Genomic DNA, 18407 nt, shown 5'->3' on the forward strand with positions numbered 1-18407 from the left:
AAGGACGTGAAAAGGCGAAGCTGCGCAGCCATGACCCTGGCCCTGCTCGCGCTGGCGGCGCGGGCGGGCGCATCCGTGCCCGCCGACCCGCTGGGTTCGCCGATGTGGGAAGCCCATGCGAAGCTGCTGTTCGGCGACGATCCGGTCCGCTTCGATCCGCGGGTGAAGGTCGGCTTCCCTGAGATCGCGGAGAACCAGCGCAGCTTCCCCGTCGCCATCGACGCCCGCGCCATCGCCGGCGTCCGGCGCATCGTCCTGCTGGCGGACCTCAATCCCATTCCCATCGCCATCGACTATCGCCCGACGGACGGCGAAGCCTATCTCGCCACCCGCATCAAGCTGGACCAGCGCACCCCGGTGCGCGGCGCGGTGCAGCTGGCGAGCGGCGAATGGCTGGTGTCGGGCGGCTGGATCGACGCGGCCGGCGGCGGCTGCTCGACGCCCCCGGTCAGCCGCGTCAAGGGCGACTGGGCGCAGCATCTGGGGGAAATCAGGGGCGAGGCCTGGCCCGTCGCGGGGCCGGTTCCCGCCAGCCGCCTGCGCCTCAATTTCCGCCACCCGATGGACACCGGACTGGTCGACGCCATTCCCACCTATCATCTGGAGCGACTGACCGTCAGCGACGCCGCCGGTCGCGAACTGGGCCGGATGGAAATCTGGGCCTCGGTCGCGGAAGATCCCGCCATCACCCTGATTCCCCACGCGGCGGCGGGCGACGTGCTGGCCGTCGATGCCCGCGACACCAATGGACGCGATTATCGCGCGACGCTGTCCGTCGCGCGCCAGTCGCCCCTGCCGCGATGATGCTGACCCGGCGCAGGCTGATCGCGGGGAGCATGGCGCTGGCCGTCACGCCGGCGCAGGCGCGGGGCAGCTATGCGATTGCCCCCATCGCGGTCGCGGACGGCATCTGGATGATCCACGGCGCGGACGCGCCCATGGGGCCGGCCAATGGGGGCGCCATCGCCAATATCGCCGTCATCGCCACGCCCGCTGGAACAGTGCTGTGCGACTGCGGCCCATCGCTCGCCTATGGACAGGCGCTGCGCAAGGTGGCGGAGGGGCTGACCGGCCAGCCGGTGGTCCGCGTCTATGTGACCCATCTGCATCCCGATCACGGCATGGGCATCGCCGCCTTCGATCCCCAAATCGTCGCCGCCCTGCCCGGCACGATCGAAGCGCTGGCGCGGGAGGGGCGGGGCTATTCGGACGCCATGTACCGGCTGCTGAACGACTGGATGCGCGGCACCGAACTGGTGCTGCCGGGCCTGACGATCACCGCCGGACGGGAGGAGTTCGGCGGGCGCGGGCTGCGGCTGCTGGCGCTTTCGGGCCATAGCGGCGCGGACCTGGCGCTGCTGGACGAACGCAGCGGCCTGCTGATCGGCGGCGACCTCGTCTTCCACGACCGCGCGCCCAGCACGCCGACCGCCGACCTCCCCGGCTGGCGCGCCAGTCTCGACCGGCTGGCGCGGGAACCGCATGGCGGCCTGGTCCCCGGTCACGGCCCGTTCGATCCGGGCGGCCGGGCCGCCATCGCCCAGACCCGCGACTGGATCGACTGGCTGGAGGATGCGCTGACGCAGGCGGTGCAATCGGGCCTCGACATGGTGGAGGCGGGCGAACTGCCGATCCCGCCGCGCTTCGCGACCATGGCGGCGGCGCGTTATGAACTGCAACGCAGCGTCTCGCACCTCTATCCGGGGCTGGAGGCGCGGCTTCTGCCCCGCATCGACCGCCCCGACTAGCACCATTTGCAGGCCGTCAGGGCTGAATGTCGATCCGTCCTAGAACCGCGCCTTCACCCCCGCATACCAGCGGCGCGGCGCGCCCGGTCCATAGGCGCGGGGATCGGACGCGTCCGGCGCCTGCGCCATCTCCACCTCCCCGACGTCGGTGAACGTGCCGAAGGTCGCATATCTGCGGTCCAGCGCGTTGCGCAACTCCCCGAACAGCGTCACCCCCGGCACGATGTCGATCCCGGCGCGCAGGTTGACCAGCGCATAGCCCTTCAGCCGCGGCTGGTCATTGCCCTCGTCGCCCACCAGATATTGCCCCGTCCGCGCTATCAGGTCGCCGCCGACCGACCAGCCGCGCCCGGCATAGTCCAGCGACAGCGTCGCGCTGTGGCGCGGAATGCCGGGCAGCCGGTCCCCCGGCCGGACAAGGATCACGCCGTCCTCGTCCGCCGCCGGATTGGCGGGGCTGGAAAGCGCCAGATCGTGCCGGTAGGTCGCATCGGTGAAGGCATAGCTGAACGCCCCGGAAAGGCCGCCGCGCATCGCCTTTAGGGTGAATTCCACGCCCTGCCGCCGGGTCGCGCCGATATTGCGGAACCAGGCGCGCCCCCGGATGTCGGACGCGACAAACTGAATGTCGTCGCGGTTGCGCGTGCGATAGGCGGACAACAGCCATTCCAGCCGGAACCCGCCCCATCGGCCCTGCCCGCCCGCGCCCGCTTCCCAGCTTTTGGCGACGACCTGCTTCAACGGCGGATCGGCGATGAAGAAATTGGCGAGGCTGCACGGCGCATTTTCGTCGGCGCAGGACAGTTCGGCGGGCGTCGGGGCGCGATTGCTCTGCGCATAGCCGACCCGCAGGTTCAGCCCCTGCGACAGCCGATAGTCGAACTCCAGGCCGGGGTTCAGCCGCCTGAACCGATGATCGCCGTTCAGCGCCGTGCCGATCCGGTCGCGCATCGCGATGGAGACATGATTGTAGCGCAGCCCGATCTCCGCCGACAGCCGGTCGGTCAGCGGCAGCCGGTCCTGCGCGAACAGCCCCCAATAGCTGGCATGGGCGACCAGGCCCACCGGCCCGATCGCGCCGTCCGCCTGGACGATGGCCGGCCCCAGCCCCTCCACGCCGCGATCCTCCGTCAGCGCGCCCAGTTCGGTCGCCGCGCCGAAAAGGCTGCGGCTCGTGTCATGGCTCAAGCCGACGGCAAGGTGATTGCGCCCGCCCATTAACGGCCGCTCGTCGATGATCTGGACCAGCGCGCCCATCGCCCGGCTGTCGAGCCGCCCCCGGTTCAGCACGCCATAGCCCTCGCGGCCCAGCACATCGGCGATCGCGCGGCCGTCGGCATCGGTCAGCAACGCCTCGTCCGCCCCCTCGACGGTCTCCAGGCAGAGCAGCCCGTCCTCGCACCCCTCTATGTCGGCGGCGTCGCCGTTCACCGTGCGCAGCTTCAACTGCTGGGCATAGAGCGTGCCCTCGATCCGCGTCCCCTCCCCCAGCGCGACCCAGGGATGCAGGCTGACCCGGCCATAGCGCGCCCTGGCATTGTCCGGCCAGGTGAAGACCGCGCGCCGGTCCGCCGCCAGCAGTTCGACCGGCGCGACGCCATTGCCGGTCAGGTCCGTGTCGGCGCCGATCCACTTCAGATGCAGCCCGCCCGTCGCCGTGTCGAAACCCAGATCGGCATAGCCATTGTAGAGCGTGGAGGGCGAATGGTCGCGCCAGCCATCCTCATGGCTATACTGGAACGCGCCGAAGGCGCTGAAATCGCCCTTCCGGAAGCCGCCCGCCACGCTCGCCTCCCGCGAACCGAAGCGGCCGCCGGTCAGGCTTGCCTCCAGCCCCGGATCGCTCAGGCCCGTCCTGGTGTCGATCACCATCGCCCCGCCCAGCGCGTTCAGGCCATAGACGGCGCTGCTGTCGAACAGGGTGACGCTGCGGATCGCCGCCTCCGGCAACAGGTCGAAGGCGACCGTGTCGCCAAAGGGCTGGTTGAAGCGCGCCCCGTCGATATAGACCGCCAGCCCCTGCGCCTGCCCCTGAAGCGGCGAGGCGGTGAAGCCGCGATAGACCAGATTGGGCTGCCACGGATTGCCCTGCGCGTCCTGCAGGGTGACGCCGGCGATGGACCGGGTGAGCGCGCCCAGCAGGTCGGGCGTCCCCGCGCGACCGATGTCCGCGCCGGTCAGGCGCAGCGCATCGTCCGCGTCGATCGCGCCGCCGGGCGCGGTGACGACGATCGGCTGCCGCTCCGCCTCGACGGCGTCGGCATTGTCCGCCCATGCGCTCTGGACGGATGCCTGCCCCGCCAGAATCGCCAACGCCGTGCCGGCCAGCCACATGCCCTTCCTCATCCCTGCGCCTCTTCTTCTTTGTTCCTCGACGGCCAGGCCATTGTCCAGCCATGAAAAAAATGGGGCCGCACCCCTGTTAGGATGCGGCCCCGCCCCGTGACATTGTTCCTTCGGTCGGGATCAGAAGAACAGGATGGCCCCCGCCGCGATGGCGTCGGAACTCGCCTGGTTGCCGTTATGCGCTTCCGACTTGGTGTGGACATATTCGCCGAGCAGCGTGACCCAGCTCGTCAGGCCATAGCGGACCTGCCCGACCCAACTGGAATTCTTGTCCACCAGCGTCGGGTTCGCCAGCGCGTCGGCGGCATTGGCATAGTCGAGATTGCTCTCGCCATAGCTGCCCCCGGCAGAGAATTTCCCGAAGCTCGCCAACCCCTGCAGATAGAATCCATGGCTGTCGCGCTTGTTGCCCAGGCCATCGGTGTCGAACAGGTTGAGCGCCGTCGTGCCGAGGCCCGACGCGTCATAATAGGTGCCGACCAGCGTCAGCGGACCCACCGTCACCTTCGCGCCCGCGTCCCAGCCCCAGCCGGTATAGTCCGGCCCGGCGATCACGTCATGCTTCTGCCGGATGCCCGCCGCCCACAGGCGCGTGGCCACGCCGCCCAGCTTGCCGTCATAGACCAGCTTGCCCTGGAAGCCCGGCTCCTTGTTCGACTCCGCCGGTCCGGTCAGCGACGACAGCGGCTCGAAAATGCCGATGCTGGCCGTGAAGCCGCTGAAGCTGGGCGTGGTATAGGTGATCTGCGGCTGGAAATCGGTGTAGATATAGCCGACGCCGATCCGCCCCAGCGTGGTGTTGGACGGCGCGACATTGCCCGCCGGCGTGCCCGACGACAGCAGGGTGATGTCGTTCAATATCTGCTCGGAGGCGAACAGGCCGATGTCGCGGCCGATCTTCACCTCGCCGAAACCGGGCCGGCCGAAGGTCAGGTAGGTCTGGCGGAAATCGATGCCCGCCGTCTGCAGCCCGCGCGGATTGCCGGGGCTGTTCGCGCCGCCGCCCGCCGCATAGTTGACCGAATTGATGCCGGGATACATGCCGAAATGCGCGCCCACATCCCATCCGCCCTGGTTGGTCATGACCTCCACCTTGAGGAATCCGGGCAGCAGGCCGTTGCGGATGGCGGAACTGTTGCCGCCCACCGTCGCCACGCCGCCGACCACGCTGTTGGTGGCGCTGGGCGCCTCGCCATCGTCATGGACGTAGAAGCCGTTGACCGATCCGGAGAATTTGAGCGTGATGTCGCCCATTTCGAAGCCGACGCCGCTGTCGGTCATGCGGACGGTCCGCCCGCCGCCCGACGCGTCCGGCGTCACCGGCGGCGCGGCCGGCGCGGCGGCCGCCTCCGCGCTCTCATTCTTCAGCAGTTCCTGATATTCCTCGTCGGAGAGGATACCCTTTTCATGCAGCCGCTTCAGCAGGTCGGCGGTGGTCCCGGCCATGGCCGGCGTGGCAGTCGCGCAAAGCAGCCCCATGGCCGCGCTCGCGAGGAGCAGCGTCCTTTTCATAACATCCTCCCTCTTTGTGCCGGTCAATGCCCCCGGCAGAAGAGAGAGTGAAACGCTTGGGCCGCAGCGGAAATTGGACTTAGGGCCTCCTCCCTTGGAAGGAGGAGGGGGAGCATCGGCCCGACCCATGATCGACCGGACGCACTGACCGCTCTGGGTGGGGAGCGGCCAATCCCCATTTCGTCACCCCGGGCTTGACCCGGGGTCCCGCTTTCTTTCTGAGTCCGCGCCCGGCTCAAGGCAGCGGGACCCCGGGTCAAGCCCGGGGTGACGGAAAACTGATGACCGCAACTGGCCAGTTCCAGACCCTTCCGAATCTATCCCCGCATCCCGGCGCCGTCGCCTCTCACCGAACCGCCACGATCCCCCACGGCGCCGCGCCCACCGGGATCGTTCCCGTGACCTCGCCCTTGGCCAGATCGATCACGCTCACATTGTCCGAAAGGCCATTGGCCGCATAGGCCCGCGCCCCGTCGCCGCTGACGGCGACATGCCATACCCGCCTGCCCACCGGCACATAGGCGCGCACCTTTCGGCTCGCCACGTCGACCAGCGCGACATGGTCAGCGCGCCCCAGCGCCACCACCGCCGTCCTGCCGTCGGGCGTGAAGCGGATGCCGCAGGGCAATATGCGATGGTCCGCCACGCCCGGAATGGCGAAATGCAGCGTCTCCACCACCTTGCGGGAGGCCGCATCGACGATCTGCACCGTCCCGCCCACCTCCGCCGCGACCCACAGCTGCGCGCCGTCGCCGGTGAACTCCACGTGCCGCGGGCGCAGGTCCACGGGCGTCGCGTCGACCATCTCCCGCTTCGCCACGTCCACCCAGTTGACGACATTCTCCTCCTCCGAAGTCACCGCGACCCACCGGCCGTCGGGACTTTGCGCCACGCCTTCAGGCTCGCCGCCGACGCCGACCTGAAAGGCGACGGTCCGGTTCGCAAGGTCGATGGCGGTCAGCGCGGCATCGTCCTCATTGGCGACGAACAGCGTCCCGCCATCGCGCGAGAGGAAGAACTGCTCCGGATCCTCGCCGGACGGCAGTTCCGCCACGACCTTTCCCGTGGCGCGCTCGATCACCTGCACGGCATGGTCGGTCGACGCGCAGAGATAGATATATTTCCCGTCCTTCGACACGGTGATCCCGCGAGGACGGCCGCCCACGGCCCAGGTCGCCACCACCTTCGCGCTGGCCGCATCGATCACGCTGACGCTGTTGCCTCGCTCGTTGGAGACATAGAGCGTCTCCGCCTGCGCGCTCGCCGCCTGGGCGATCACGGGAGCCAGCATCAACCCCGCCAGAAAGATGCGCTTCACAATCCTCTCCCAACCCGCAGCCTGTTCCTGCGCATGATTATAGCGCGCGCCCCTCGACCGGGATTGTACCAACGGCCAATAGGGCGTCAAAGCCCGCTGCCCTACACTCGCCCCAATCATATCGGGTGAGGATTTCGAGCATGAATCTGGGACGCATCTCGCTGCTGGGCGCCATGGCCATATTGGGCGCGACCACGGCAACCGGCCTGATGGCGCACGGCAATGTGACGCCGCAGGCGGTCGACACCTCCGCCCTGCCGGACATCGGCGAGGAATGGCTGGCGAAGAACCCCTATAGCGGCAATGCCAAGGCCATAGAGATCGGCCAGTCCGCCTATGGCCAGAATTGCGCCCGCTGCCACGGGCTGGACGCGGAAAGCGGCGGCATCGCGCCCGACCTGCGCTATCTGGAACAGGGCGAATCGGGCGACCAGTGGTTCGTGGAGCGCTTCCGCCACGGCTCCAGCCATGATGGAAAGGTCTATATGCCGCCCTTCGGCGACGTGCTGGGCCAGAAGGCCGGCTGGGCGATCCGCGCCTGGCTAGAAACCAAGTTCCAGGGCTGAGGGCGTGATCGACCGGCGAAGCCTGCTGGGCGGCGCGGGCGCGGCACTGGCGCTGGGGCTGCTGCCGGGGACGACCCAGGCGGCGCCGCTGGGCAAGGTCAGGGAACTGGGCGTGCTGCGGGTGGTGGTCTACAAGGACAACCGCCCCTGGTCGTGGGAGGAAGGCGGCAAGCTCGCCGGGCTGGACGTCGACCTGGCCGGCGCCATCGCCCGGAAGCTGGGCGTGCGCGCCGACGTCGCACAGCTTGTCGCGGACGAAAGCGTGGACGACGACCTGCGCCATGGCGTGTGGAAGGGCGGCCTGCTGGGCTTCGCGCCGGGCGACCTGATGCTGCACGTCCCCTTCGACCGGACCTTCGCCGCCCGCAACGACCAGGTGGCGATCGTCGCGCCCTATTATCGCGAGAGCTTCCGCTTTGCCGGCATGCGCAACGCCATCGACCTGGAGGCGCCGCCCACCGGATGGCGCGGGCACAGGCTGGCGGCCGAACTCGACTCCATTCCCGACTTCTACCTGATCGGCTCCTTCGGCGGCATATTGGCGAAGGACGTGGCGCATTATCCCAGCGGCGCCGAAGCCGTCGCGGCCGTGGCGGCGGGCAAGGCGGACGCCGTGCTCGCCAGCCGCGCCCAGATCGAGGAAGGGCTGCACCGGGGCGGGTCGCTGACGGTGCGCAAGGGGCCTTTGCCCGCCTTCACCTCGCCCGGCTGGGACATCGGCATGGCGGTCAGGGAAAACAGCCGCACATTGGGCGATGCGGTGGAGGAGGTCGTCTCCGCCATGGCCGCGAGCGGCGAGATGAAGGCGCTGTTCGCAACCTATGGCGTCGAGTGGACCCCTGCGCTCGCGGCCGGATGACCATTCCCCCTCCCGCGGGGGAGGGAGGGACGCGCCCGACCCAAGGTCCAATTGCTGCGCAGCATGGGTGCAATAATCTTCAAAGGGTGGGGGCGCCAATCACGCCCTTTCAACAGAGGGAGGATGGAATGAAAGGACGTTTGACGCGAGCCCTGTCCGGCGCCGCGATCCTGGGCATGGCGGTCGCCGCCGCGCCATTGCTGGCCGAAGGGCCCACCGATGCGGACCTGATGAACGACGCGGCGACGCCCGGCGACGTCCTGACATACGGCATGGGGCCCAAGGCGCAGCGCTTCAGCCCGTTGAAGGCGATCAACGCCTCCAACGTCGCGAAGCTGGTTCCCGCCTTCTCCTCCTCGCTCGGCGGGGAAAAGCAGCGCGGGCAGGAAGCGCAGCCCATCGTCTATGACGGCACCATCTACGTCACCGGCAGCTATTCGCGCCTGTTCGCCTTCGACGCCCGCACCGGGGAGGAGAAGTGGCAATATGACGCCCGCCTGCCCGAAGGGATCATGCCCTGCTGCGACGTGGTGAACCGCGGCGCGGCCATCCATGGCGACAAGATCATCTTCGCCACGCTGGACGCGCACATGGTCGCGCTCAATCGCCACACCGGCAAGGTCATCTGGAACAAGCAGATCGCGGATTACCAGGCCGGCTATTCGGCCACCGCCGCGCCGATGGTGGTGAAGGGCAAGGTGATCTACGGCAATTCGGGCGGCGAATTCGGCATCGTCGGCGCGGTGGAAGCGCGCGACGTCAACACCGGCGAGCTGGTCTGGCGCCGCCCGACGATCGAGGGGCACATGGGCACCCTCAACGGCAAGGACAACGGCCTCACCGGCAAGACCAACGCAAGCTGGACCGGCGACCTGTGGAAGACCGGCGGCGGCGCGACCTGGCTGGGCGGCACCTATGACCCGGAAACCGACCTGCTGTTCTTCGGCACCGGCAACCCCGCGCCCTGGAACAGCCATTTGCGCAAGGGCGACAATCTCTACACCAGTTCGACCCTCGCCATCGATCCCGACACCGGCGTCATCAAATGGCATTACCAGACGACCCCGCATGACGGCTGGGACTTCGACGGCGTCAACGAATTCATCCCCTTCGACGCCACCGTCAACGGCAAGCCGATGAAGCTGGGCGCGAAGGCCGACCGCAACGGCTATTTCTTCGTGCTGGACCGCACCAACGGCAAGTTCATCAGCGCCAGCAAGTTCGTCATGCAGACGACCTGGGCCAACGGCTTCGACAAGAACGGCCGGCCCAATTACAACGACGCCAACCGCCCCGGCGCGCCGGGCGAGACGGCCAAGGGATCGTCGGTCTTCGCCAGCCCCAGCTTCCTGGGCGGAAAGAACTGGATGCCCATGGCCTACAGCCAGGACACCGGCCTTTTCTACATTCCGTCCAACGACTGGGGCATGGACATCTGGAACGAGCCGATCGCCTACAAGAAGGGGGCGGCCTATCTGGGCGCGGGCTTCACCATCAAGCCCATTGCGGAGGATCATATCGGCGCGCTGCGCGCCATGGACCCGAAGACCGGCAAGATCGTCTGGGAATATAAGAACAAGGCGCCGCTCTGGGGCGGCGTGCTCTCGACGGCGGGCAACCTGGTCTTCACCGGCACGCCGGAGGGGTATCTCAAGGCCTTCGACGCGAAGACCGGCCAGGAATTGTGGAAGTTCCAGACCGGCTCCGGCGTGGTGGGCAGCCCCGTCACCTGGGAACAGGATGGCGAGCAATATGTGGCGGTGATGTCCGGCTGGGGCGGCGCGGTGCCGCTGTGGGGCGGCGAAGTCGCCAAGAGCTTCAAGGACATCAACCAGGGCGGCGCGCTCTGGGTGTTCAAGCTGCCCGGATAAGAGGACAAGAACGATGATCGTCATGGGACGCGGCAACCACATGCACTCCATCCCGGCAATTCCGCCCGGCGCGATGCGGCTTGCCACGGCCCATGACTTGTCCGATGATCCGGGTCGAGGGGTGGGGCGGTATATGGGTGGCGAGGCAATCATGGAGCGGGTGCTGATCGTCGACGATCATCCCCTCGTGCGCGACGGGCTGCGCAGCGTGATCGCGATCAGCTTCGACAATATCGAGATATTCGAGGCGGCGACGCTCGACGAGGCCGTCTCGCTGCTGGAGAAGCAGGATAATTTCGACCTCATCCTGCTCGACCTCAACATTCCCGACGTCCGCCGCCTCGATGGCCTCAAACTGCTGCGGGATCGTTTCCCGATCCTGCCCGTGGTGATGGTGTCGGGCGCCTTCGACCGCGCCATCGTGCAGGAGGCGCTGGCCGCCGGCGCGGCGGGCTTCATTCCCAAGTCGCTGAAGCGCAGCGCCATCGTCGATGCGCTCCATCGGGTGGTGTCGGGCGAAATCTACCTGCCCGAAGCCATGGGCGAGAGCGTCGCCCCGACGGCGGAGGAGGATGAGATCGCCCGCCGCATCGACAGCCTGACGCCGCAGCAGAAGACGGTGCTGGCGCATCTGGTGCGCGGGCGGCTGAACAAGCAGATCGCGCATGACCTGGGCGTGTCGATGACCACGATCAAGGCGCATGTCTCCGCCATCCTCCAGAAGCTGGGCGTGCTCAGCCGCACCCAGGCGGTGATCAAGGCCAATCAGGTGCATTTCCGCGCCGATTGAGCCTCTCCTTCGCAGCGCGGCCCGGCGATTGATCGACTCGCTTGGAATTTGCTGCATGACAGGGAAGGAATCTTGCGGCTCCCTCGTTGGTGAAGGCACCTGCTGCTGATGGAGGCTGCATGAGCACATCGTCATCTGTCACGGTCCGGAACGCGACGGCCGGGGACGCGGCCGCCATCGCCGCCATCTATGCGCACCACGTCCTGCACGGCACGGCCAGCTACGAATTCGTGCCGCCGACCGTCGCGGAGACCGTGGCCAAGATCGGGCGCGTGACCGGCCGGGGCTGGCCCTTCCTGGTGGCGTGCGACGGCGCGGAGGTGGTCGGCTATTGCTATGCGACGCAGTTCCGCGACCGGCCCGCTTATGCCCATGCCTGCGAAAACAGCATCTACGTCGCGCACGACCGGCGCGGCGGCGGCATCGGCCGGGCGCTGCTGGAAGCGCTGCTGGACGCGGCGGAGGCCTTTGGCTTCCGCCAGATGGTGGCGGTGATCGGCGGCGGCGAACCCGCCTCGGTCGCGCTCCACGCCGCCTGCGGCTTCCGGCAGGCGGGCCGGCTCACCGGCATGGGCTGGAAGGCGGGCCGCTGGCTCGACACCGTCTACATGCAGATCGCGCTGGGCGGCGGCAATGCCACCGCGCCCGACGCCGCCCGGCCCTGACCGCGGCCGGCAACGGGCAGCAGGGGCGATTGGCTATCGGCCGCAAATCTGCTATTCCTGACCCACTGACGGCATGGCCAGACCCGCCGCCCGCCCTTGTGCCGGCAACCCCTTCCGGCACCGCGCACGACGCCCGCCTGACCATGCCTTCGGGCACAGGGCGATGGAGGATGTCATGGCGATTTCCCAGAGATTGCGCGGCTATATGGACCGTTGCGGCACGCGCTTCGACGAATGGCCGCACGAACATTCCAGCGAAATGGCGCGGGCGGCCCAGGCGGCGCATGTCCCTGGCCGTCAGGTGGCGAAGGCCGTGCTGGTGCAGGCGGGCGACGAATATATGCTGGCCGTCCTTCCCTCCTCCAAGCATGTGAGCTTCAACTTCCTGCAGCAATGGCTGGCCCGCGACGTCTCGCTGGCGGAGGAACATACGACAGCCGCGCTGTTCCCCGACTGCGAACTGGGCGCGATCCCGCCGGTGGGCGCGGCCTATGGGCTGAAGACGATCATCGACGACGACATGCTGATGGATCAGGATGTCTGGTTCGAGGGCGGCGACCACCACACGCTGGTGCACATGAATGCGGAGAATTGGCGGCGACTGCAAAAGGGCGCCGGCCATTTCGCGTTCAGCATCTAGGCGTTGATATTCCCCTCGCAGGCGCGAGCGCAGCGAGCTTGCGTCCTCCGGGCGGAGAGCGAACGCCGCCGGCGCGGCCCCCTCTCATGCAATAAATTCAACACTGTCATCGGAAAAATAACATGGCCTTCGCAGTTCCCCCCTGGCGGGGCATGGCCTAGAATCCCGGTCCCGGAGAAGCTGAAAGGAATCGTGCAATGGACGCAAAGACGAGCAATGATCCTCTGTCCTGTCCCGTGAAGGAACCCGCCGCGCTGCGATCCCTGCTGGGGCGCACCAATCGCGACTGGTGGCCGAACCAGCTTTCGCTCGACATCCTTCAGCAGAACGGCCTGTCGGGCAATCCGCTGGGCGACGATTTCGATTATGCGGCGGCCTTCAAGACGCTGGATTATCAGGCGGTGAAGCGCGATCTGACCGCGCTGATGACCGACAGCCAGCCTTGGTGGCCGGCGGATTACGGTCATTACGGCCCCTTCTTCATCCGCATGGCCTGGCATTCGGCGGGCACCTATCGCACCGGCGACGGGCGCGGCGGCGCTTCCTCCGGATCGCAGCGTTTCGCGCCGCTCAACAGCTGGCCGGACAATGCCAATCTCGACAAGGCGCGCCGCCTGCTCTGGCCGATCAAGCAGAAATATGGCCAGAAGCTGAGCTGGGCGGACCTGATGATCCTGGCGGGCAATGTCGCCATCGAGTCGATGGGCGGTCCGGTCTTCGGCTTCGGCGGCGGCCGCGCCGACGTGTTCGAGCCGGAAAAGGACGTCTATTGGGGCACGGAAGAATTCTGGGTCGGCCAGGAGGGCAATGAAACCCGCATCCAGCCCGAAAAGAACATGGTCCTCGAAAGCCCGCTGGCCGCGATCCAGATGGGCCTCATCTACGTCAATCCGGAGGGGCCGGGCGGCAATCCCGACCCGCTGCAATCGGCGCGCGACATTCGCGAGACCTTCCTGCGCATGGGCATGAACGATGAGGAGACGGTCGCGCTCACCGCGGGCGGCCACACCTTCGGCAAGGCCCATGGCGCGGGCGACGCGTCGAAGGTCGGCAAGGAACCCGAAGGCGCCGACATCGCGCAGCAGGGCCTTGGCTGGCAGAGCGGCTATGAAAGCGGCGTGGGCGACCACACCATCACCAGCGGCATCGAAGGCGCGTGGACGCCGACGCCCCGCACCTGGGACCACAGCTTCTTCCACATGCTGCTCGATTATGAATATGAGCTGGTGAGAAGCCCGGCGGGCGCCAAGCAGTGGCAGCCCGTCAACCAGAAGCCGGAGGACATGGCCCCCGGCGCGCACAGCCCCGACAGGCGCGTGCCGACGATGATGACGACCGCCGACATGGCGTTCAAGATGGACCCGGAATATCGCAAGATTTCCGAACGCTTCCGCAACGATCCCGCCGCCTTCGAGGATGCCTTCGCCCGCGCCTGGTTCAAGCTGTGCCATCGCGACATGGGGCCGAAGGCGCGCTATCTGGGGCCTGAGGTTCCGGCCGAAGACCTGATCTGGCAGGATCCGATCCCGGCGGTAGACCATCCCCTGGTCGACGCGGCGGACATCGCTTCGCTCAAGCAGAAGATATTGGCGTCGGGCCTCAGCGTCGCGGAACTGGTGACGACCGCCTGGGCCTCCGCCTCCACCTATCGCGGGTCGGACCATCGCGGCGGCGCCAATGGCGGGCGCATCCGGCTGGCTCCGCAAAAGGACTGGGACGTCAACCAGCCGGAGCAGCTTGGCCGCGTCCTGTCGGCATTGGAGAAGATCAAGGCCGAGTTCGACAGCGCGGGCGCGAAGAAGATCTCGCTCGCCGACCTCATCGTGCTGGGCGGATCGGCGGCCATCGAAAAGGCGGCGAAGGATGGCGGGCGCAACATAGAGGCGCCCTTCACCCCCGGCCGCGCCGACGCCTCGCAGGAACAGACGGACGTGCAGAATTTCGAGGTGCTGGAGCCGAAGGTCGACGGTTTCCGCAACTATCTGCCCGTGCCGTTCAGCGTGCCGGTCGAGGAACTGCTGATCGACCGCGCCCAGTTGCTTACCCTCAGCGCCCCCGAAATGACGGTGCTGGTCGGCGGCCTGCGCGTGCTCGGCGCCAATCATGGCGGGTCAAGCCATGGCGTGTTCACCGACCGCCCCGGAACGCTCAGCAACGACTTCTTCGTCAACCTGCTCGACATGGGCACGGCGTGGAAGGAGGTGGAGGGTCAGAAGGACATCTTCACCGGCACTTGCCGCAGGTCCAATGAACAGAAATGGACCGGCACGCGCGTCGACCTGGTGTTCGGGTCGAACGCGCAACTGCGCGCCCTGTCGGAGGTTTATGCCTCCGCCGACGCGGGCGACAAGTTCGTGAACGACTTTGTCGCGGCCTGGACCAAGGTGATGAACGCCGACCGCTTCGACCTGGCGGCTTGAAGATGGCAAGGCCGCTCCTCCGGGGAGCGGCCTTTCCCTGTCACGTCCCGCCGCCTGGACTACGTCTTTCCGCTCAATTGAGCTTGCCCGGCTTTCATGCGACATTGGCTCCCGCACCGATGCGGAGACTCGCCGTGCACGATTATCTGAAGGACGCCGCCGATGCTGCCAAGCTGACGGACGAGCAGCTCCTCGCCATCCTCCGCAGGATCGGCGATCCCAAGCATCCGACCGGGTTCGAACAGGCGGTGCTGGACGAAATGGAAAGGCGGCATCTGCGCCCTTCCTGATTCCCTCCCCCGCCTATTTCAGCATCGTCCGCAGCAACGCCCGCAACTGCGCGGGCTTGACCGGCTTGCCCAGCAGCGCAATGCCCCAGCCGTCCATCCGCGCCTTCAACGCCTCGCCCCGGTCGGCGGAGATCATCACGGAGGGCACCGCCCGCCCGAAATGGCCATGCAGCCGTTCGATCACCGCATCCCCCGTCTCGCCGTCGTCCAGATGATAGTCGACCAGTATGACGTCGGGCGCCTCGCCCTCGGCGAAGGCCGCCACCGCCTCCTCGAATCCCGCGGCGGTCGCGACCGTGCAGCCCCAGCCGCCCAGCAATGTCGACATGCCGGTCTGGATCGCGCGTTCATTGTCGACCACCAGCACCTTCAGCCCGCGCATCGAACGGTCGCTGCGCGGCGCGCTGCCGCCCTCCCCTTCCTCCACCACCGCCTCGCCCCGCGGCACGCGGATGGAGAAGGTCGCGCCCTGCCCCGGCGCGGATTCCAGCGTCACTTCGTGGCGCAGCATGTCGCTCGCCCGGCGGACGATGGCCAGGCCCAGCCCCTTGCCGCCCGCCCCCCTGCCCCCCCGCGTGTCGAGACGGCGAAACTCCTCGAAGATCAGTTGCTGCTTGTCGGGCGGGATGCCGGGGCCGCTGTCCGCAACGCTCAGCCTGATCCCCTCCCCTTCCGCCACGCAGGCGACGCGCACCGACCCGCGCTGGGTATAGCGCAGCGCGTTGGACAGGAAATTCTGCAATATCCGCCGCAGCAACCGGATGTCGGATCGCACCCAGACCGGAGCCGTCTCCACCGTCAGCGCCAGCCCCGCCGATCGCGCCATCGGCGCGAATTCCGTCCTCAGCGTGTCGAGCAGCCGGTCGATGCGGAAATCGCTGATCTCCGGCTGGATCGCCCCCGCGTCCAGCCGGCTGATCTCCAGCAGCGCCTCCAGCAGGTCCTCGACCGAATCCAGCGCGGTCGATGTCTGGTTGACCAGCGCCCGCGTCGGCAGCGCCAGCCGCCGGTCGCCCAGCGCCGCGACGAACAGCCGCGCCGCGTTCAACGGCTGCAACAGGTCGTGGCTGGCGGCGGCGAGGAAGCTGGTCTTGGACAGGTTCGCCTTTTCCGCCGCCGTCTTGGCGTCCATCAACTGCGCCTCGATCTCCCGCCGCTCGGCCACTTCGGCCTCCAGTTCCGACGTGCGTTCCGCCACCCGCCGCTCCAGCGTCTCCGCCGTCTCGCGCAGCGCCGCCTGCGCGCGCAGCATGTCGGTCACATCGGTGAAGCCGATCACCTGCCCGCCGCGCTCCATGGCGTTGCTGCGAATCTCGAAGCTGCGCCCCCCGGCATGGACCAGCTCGCTGCGATGGCGCGCCCCGCCCCGGTCCAGGCAGCCCAAGTCGTCCATGCCCAGCCTGCCCCGGCACCAGTCCAGCAGCGCGGCATGGGTTCCCCCCTCCTGCGCCCAGTCCTCCGGCAGTTCCAGCAGCCGCTGCAGCGCCTCGTTCCACGCCGCCAGCCGCCCCTCCGCATCGAACAGGCACACGCCTTCGGACAGGTTGTCCAGCGTCGCCTGCAACACGATGTTGCGCTCGGCCAGTTCCCGCGCCCGGTCTCGCGCATCCTCCGCCTTCGCCTCGGTGATGTCGGTATAGATGCCGACGATGCCACCCTCGCTGGTGCGCAGTTCGTTGATCTGCACCCATCGCCCGTCGGACAGCGCCTGCACATGCCCGCCCTCCGCCACGCTGTGGCGGGCGAGGCGGTCGGACACCCATCGGTCCTGCCCCACCGGACGATGGTGGGCGGCGGCCAGCCTGGCGATCTCGTCGAAGCTCATGCCCTCGCGGATATGGTCCGCGATCTCCGGCCAGAAACCCAGATAGGCCTCGTTATAGAGGACCAGCCGGTCCTCCGCGTCGAACAGCACGAAGCCTTCGTTGATCGAATCGATCGCGTCGCGCAGCCGCATCCGCGCCGCGTCGGCGCGGCCATGGGCAGAGGCGAGGTCGGCATTGGCCTCCGCCAGCTTCGCCAGCGCATCCTCCAACTGCGCGGTCCGCTCGCGCACCATGGCTTCCAGCGAGATAGCGGTCTCGAACATCGAAAAGGCGTTGCCCGCCATGTCGCTCGACCGTTCGACCCGGTCGATCAGCGCCGCGTTGATCTTGCGCAGCTTGCGGTTCTCCTCCCGCAACGCCTCAATCTCGGCGGAAGAGGGAAGCGCGTCCTTCATCGCCCGATGGCAAGCCCGCTGAAGGTCTGGTTGACGTGCAGCGCATGATATTGCTCGCCATAGGTGTTGAAGCCGATCACCCGATGCCGCCCGTACAGTTCCGACACGGCGCGCGTGATCTGCCGCTGCTCGGCATCGATGCGGTTCAATACGCAATCGAAGGCGATGATCCGGTCCACCGGCCCCACCTCCGCCGCGATGTCGGCAAACAGCGCGTCCATCCGCGCAATCCGGTCCACCGGCTCGCCCACGGTCATCACGATCCCCTCGTCGATGGCGCAGTAGAAGGTGAGGCTGCCGTCCGGGTTCGCGCTCTGGATCGACCGCACATGATAATCGCCCCCCGCCCGCACCATCAGCGGATGCGCGGCATAGAAGGCGACGCCCAGCGCCTCGCCCGCATGGCCCGCCAGCCGCAGATATTCCTGCGCGGCGGGTTCCGCATTGATCTCCGTCACGATGCGGTCGTTCGGGATGGCGCCGGTCACCACCATCTTCGCCTCGCTCGGCCGGTAATGCTGCGCCTTGAACACATGCAGCGGGCGCGGCGTGGACAGGATCGCCACCACCGCCGCATGGGCATGGAAGCGCCCGCCATGGAAGACCGCCGTCTCGCGAAAGGCCATGCCGTCGCCCGACGACCCGCCGATCAGCGCGATGTCGCCCAGCCCGTCCTGGATCGTCATGGTCAGCAATTCCTCCCGGTGCGACAGCCCGTCGACCAGGAACAGCGCGACATGATTGACCTTATCGCCCAGATGGCGGCTTTCCCGCTCCGCCCGCGCCGCCAGCCCGCGCACCGCCTGCCGCGCCGCGGCGGGATCGAAACTCTCTATGTCGTCGAAGCAGAGCGAGGTCATGTGGAAGGCCGAGGCGGGAAAGCCGACGACGCTCAAGCTGTCCTCGTCATAGCCGTTTTCGGTCAGCTCCCCCGAACTGGTGCAGCCGATCGCCACCACCCCCTCCGTCCTGGGGTTGACCGCCCGCGCCAGCGCCTCCCGGTCGAAACGGTGCGAACAGAACAGCAGCATCCCGGCCAGCGGCTCCTCTCCCAATTGCCCGGCCACTTCGGCCATGGCCTTGGCCGGATCGCCCGCATGGCTGGACGCAAAGGCGATCTGCGACGCCAGCATGGTCATGTTCCTCTCCCCGCATTTTCTC

Annotated in this window: 15 protein-coding genes; 10 read left to right on the top strand and 5 right to left on the bottom strand. The window is 67.7% G+C overall.

The window, feature by feature from the left end; genetic code table 11:
- The first annotated feature begins 30 nt into the window (after positions 1 to 30).
- A complete protein-coding gene (locus tag Sj15T_RS20140) occupies positions 31 to 804 on the top strand; it encodes a quinoprotein dehydrogenase-associated SoxYZ-like carrier (protein ID WP_007684536.1) in 774 nt (257 codons plus the stop codon).
- The gene (locus tag Sj15T_RS20145; protein WP_013054105.1) at positions 801 to 1748 is read left to right on the top strand and encodes a quinoprotein relay system zinc metallohydrolase 1; all 948 of its coding nucleotides are present in this window, start codon (positions 801 to 803) and stop codon (positions 1746 to 1748) included. The genes Sj15T_RS20140 and Sj15T_RS20145 overlap by 4 nt, the downstream gene beginning before the upstream one ends.
- 39 nt (positions 1749 to 1787) lie before the next feature.
- Here Sj15T_RS20145 and Sj15T_RS20150 read toward each other — a convergent pair whose 3' ends face one another.
- From Sj15T_RS20150 to Sj15T_RS20160, 3 genes are all read right to left on the bottom strand, one after another.
- Positions 1788 to 4094 (bottom strand): TonB-dependent receptor, encoded by a 2307-nt coding sequence (locus Sj15T_RS20150; protein ID WP_013054106.1) that lies wholly within the window; start codon positions 4092 to 4094, stop codon positions 1788 to 1790.
- 120 nt (positions 4095 to 4214) lie between these two features.
- Entirely contained in the window at positions 4215 to 5606 is a 1392-nt protein-coding gene (locus Sj15T_RS20155) for a hypothetical protein (protein WP_013054107.1), read from the bottom strand.
- A gap of 346 nt (positions 5607 to 5952) precedes the next feature.
- Positions 5953 to 6924 carry a PQQ-dependent catabolism-associated beta-propeller protein gene (locus Sj15T_RS20160; protein WP_013054108.1) on the bottom strand — a complete coding sequence of 324 codons (972 nt, stop codon included), beginning with the start codon at positions 6922 to 6924 and terminating at the stop codon, positions 5953 to 5955.
- A gap of 140 nt (positions 6925 to 7064) precedes the next feature.
- Between Sj15T_RS20160 and pedF the strand changes: the two genes are divergently transcribed.
- The 8 genes from pedF to Sj15T_RS20200 all read left to right on the top strand — a co-directional run bounded on the left by pedF (position 7065) and on the right by Sj15T_RS20200 (position 15025).
- A complete protein-coding gene (gene pedF / locus Sj15T_RS20165; protein WP_007684526.1) occupies positions 7065 to 7490 on the top strand; it encodes a cytochrome c-550 PedF in 426 nt (141 codons plus the stop codon).
- A gap of 4 nt (positions 7491 to 7494) precedes the next feature.
- Complete coding sequence (locus tag Sj15T_RS20170) at positions 7495 to 8349, top strand: transporter substrate-binding domain-containing protein (protein ID WP_013054109.1); 855 nt, start codon at positions 7495 to 7497, stop codon at positions 8347 to 8349.
- 128 nt (positions 8350 to 8477) lie between these two features.
- Positions 8478 to 10220: a methanol/ethanol family PQQ-dependent dehydrogenase gene (locus Sj15T_RS20175; RefSeq protein WP_013054110.1), complete on the top strand. Its 1743-nt coding sequence runs from the start codon at positions 8478 to 8480 to the stop codon at positions 10218 to 10220.
- 13 nt (positions 10221 to 10233) lie between these two features.
- Positions 10234 to 11010, top strand: coding sequence for a response regulator transcription factor (locus Sj15T_RS20180; RefSeq protein WP_007684520.1), 777 nt, complete (start codon positions 10234 to 10236; stop codon positions 11008 to 11010).
- A 119-nt stretch (positions 11011 to 11129) separates the two neighbouring features.
- Positions 11130 to 11675, top strand: a complete 546-nt coding sequence (locus Sj15T_RS20185; RefSeq protein WP_013054111.1) for a GNAT family N-acetyltransferase — start codon at positions 11130 to 11132, stop codon at positions 11673 to 11675.
- Positions 11676 to 11850: 175 nt separating this feature from the next.
- The gene (locus Sj15T_RS20190; protein WP_007684517.1) at positions 11851 to 12315 is read left to right on the top strand and encodes a YbaK/EbsC family protein; all 465 of its coding nucleotides are present in this window, start codon (positions 11851 to 11853) and stop codon (positions 12313 to 12315) included.
- Positions 12316 to 12512: 197 nt separating this feature from the next.
- Positions 12513 to 14735 (top strand): catalase/peroxidase HPI, encoded by a 2223-nt coding sequence (gene katG, locus Sj15T_RS20195; RefSeq protein ID WP_013054112.1) that lies wholly within the window; start codon positions 12513 to 12515, stop codon positions 14733 to 14735.
- A gap of 134 nt (positions 14736 to 14869) precedes the next feature.
- A complete protein-coding gene (locus Sj15T_RS20200; protein WP_007684514.1) occupies positions 14870 to 15025 on the top strand; it encodes a hypothetical protein in 156 nt (51 codons plus the stop codon).
- A gap of 13 nt (positions 15026 to 15038) precedes the next feature.
- On the opposite strand, the gene Sj15T_RS20205 is transcribed toward Sj15T_RS20200, so the two are convergent.
- Entirely contained in the window at positions 15039 to 17246 is a 2208-nt protein-coding gene (locus Sj15T_RS20205) for a NahK/ErcS family hybrid sensor histidine kinase/response regulator (protein WP_013054114.1), read from the bottom strand.
- Complete coding sequence (locus tag Sj15T_RS20210) at positions 17243 to 18385, bottom strand: FIST N-terminal domain-containing protein (RefSeq protein ID WP_041386868.1); 1143 nt, start codon at positions 18383 to 18385, stop codon at positions 17243 to 17245. The genes Sj15T_RS20205 and Sj15T_RS20210 overlap by 4 nt, the downstream gene beginning before the upstream one ends.
- Positions 18386 to 18407: the final 22 nt, after the last annotated feature.

Origin of the sequence: Sphingobium sp. TA15, from assembly GCF_037101235.1 — a bacterium.
In the GTDB taxonomy this organism is placed as follows: Bacteria; Pseudomonadota; Alphaproteobacteria; order Sphingomonadales; family Sphingomonadaceae; genus Sphingobium; species Sphingobium indicum.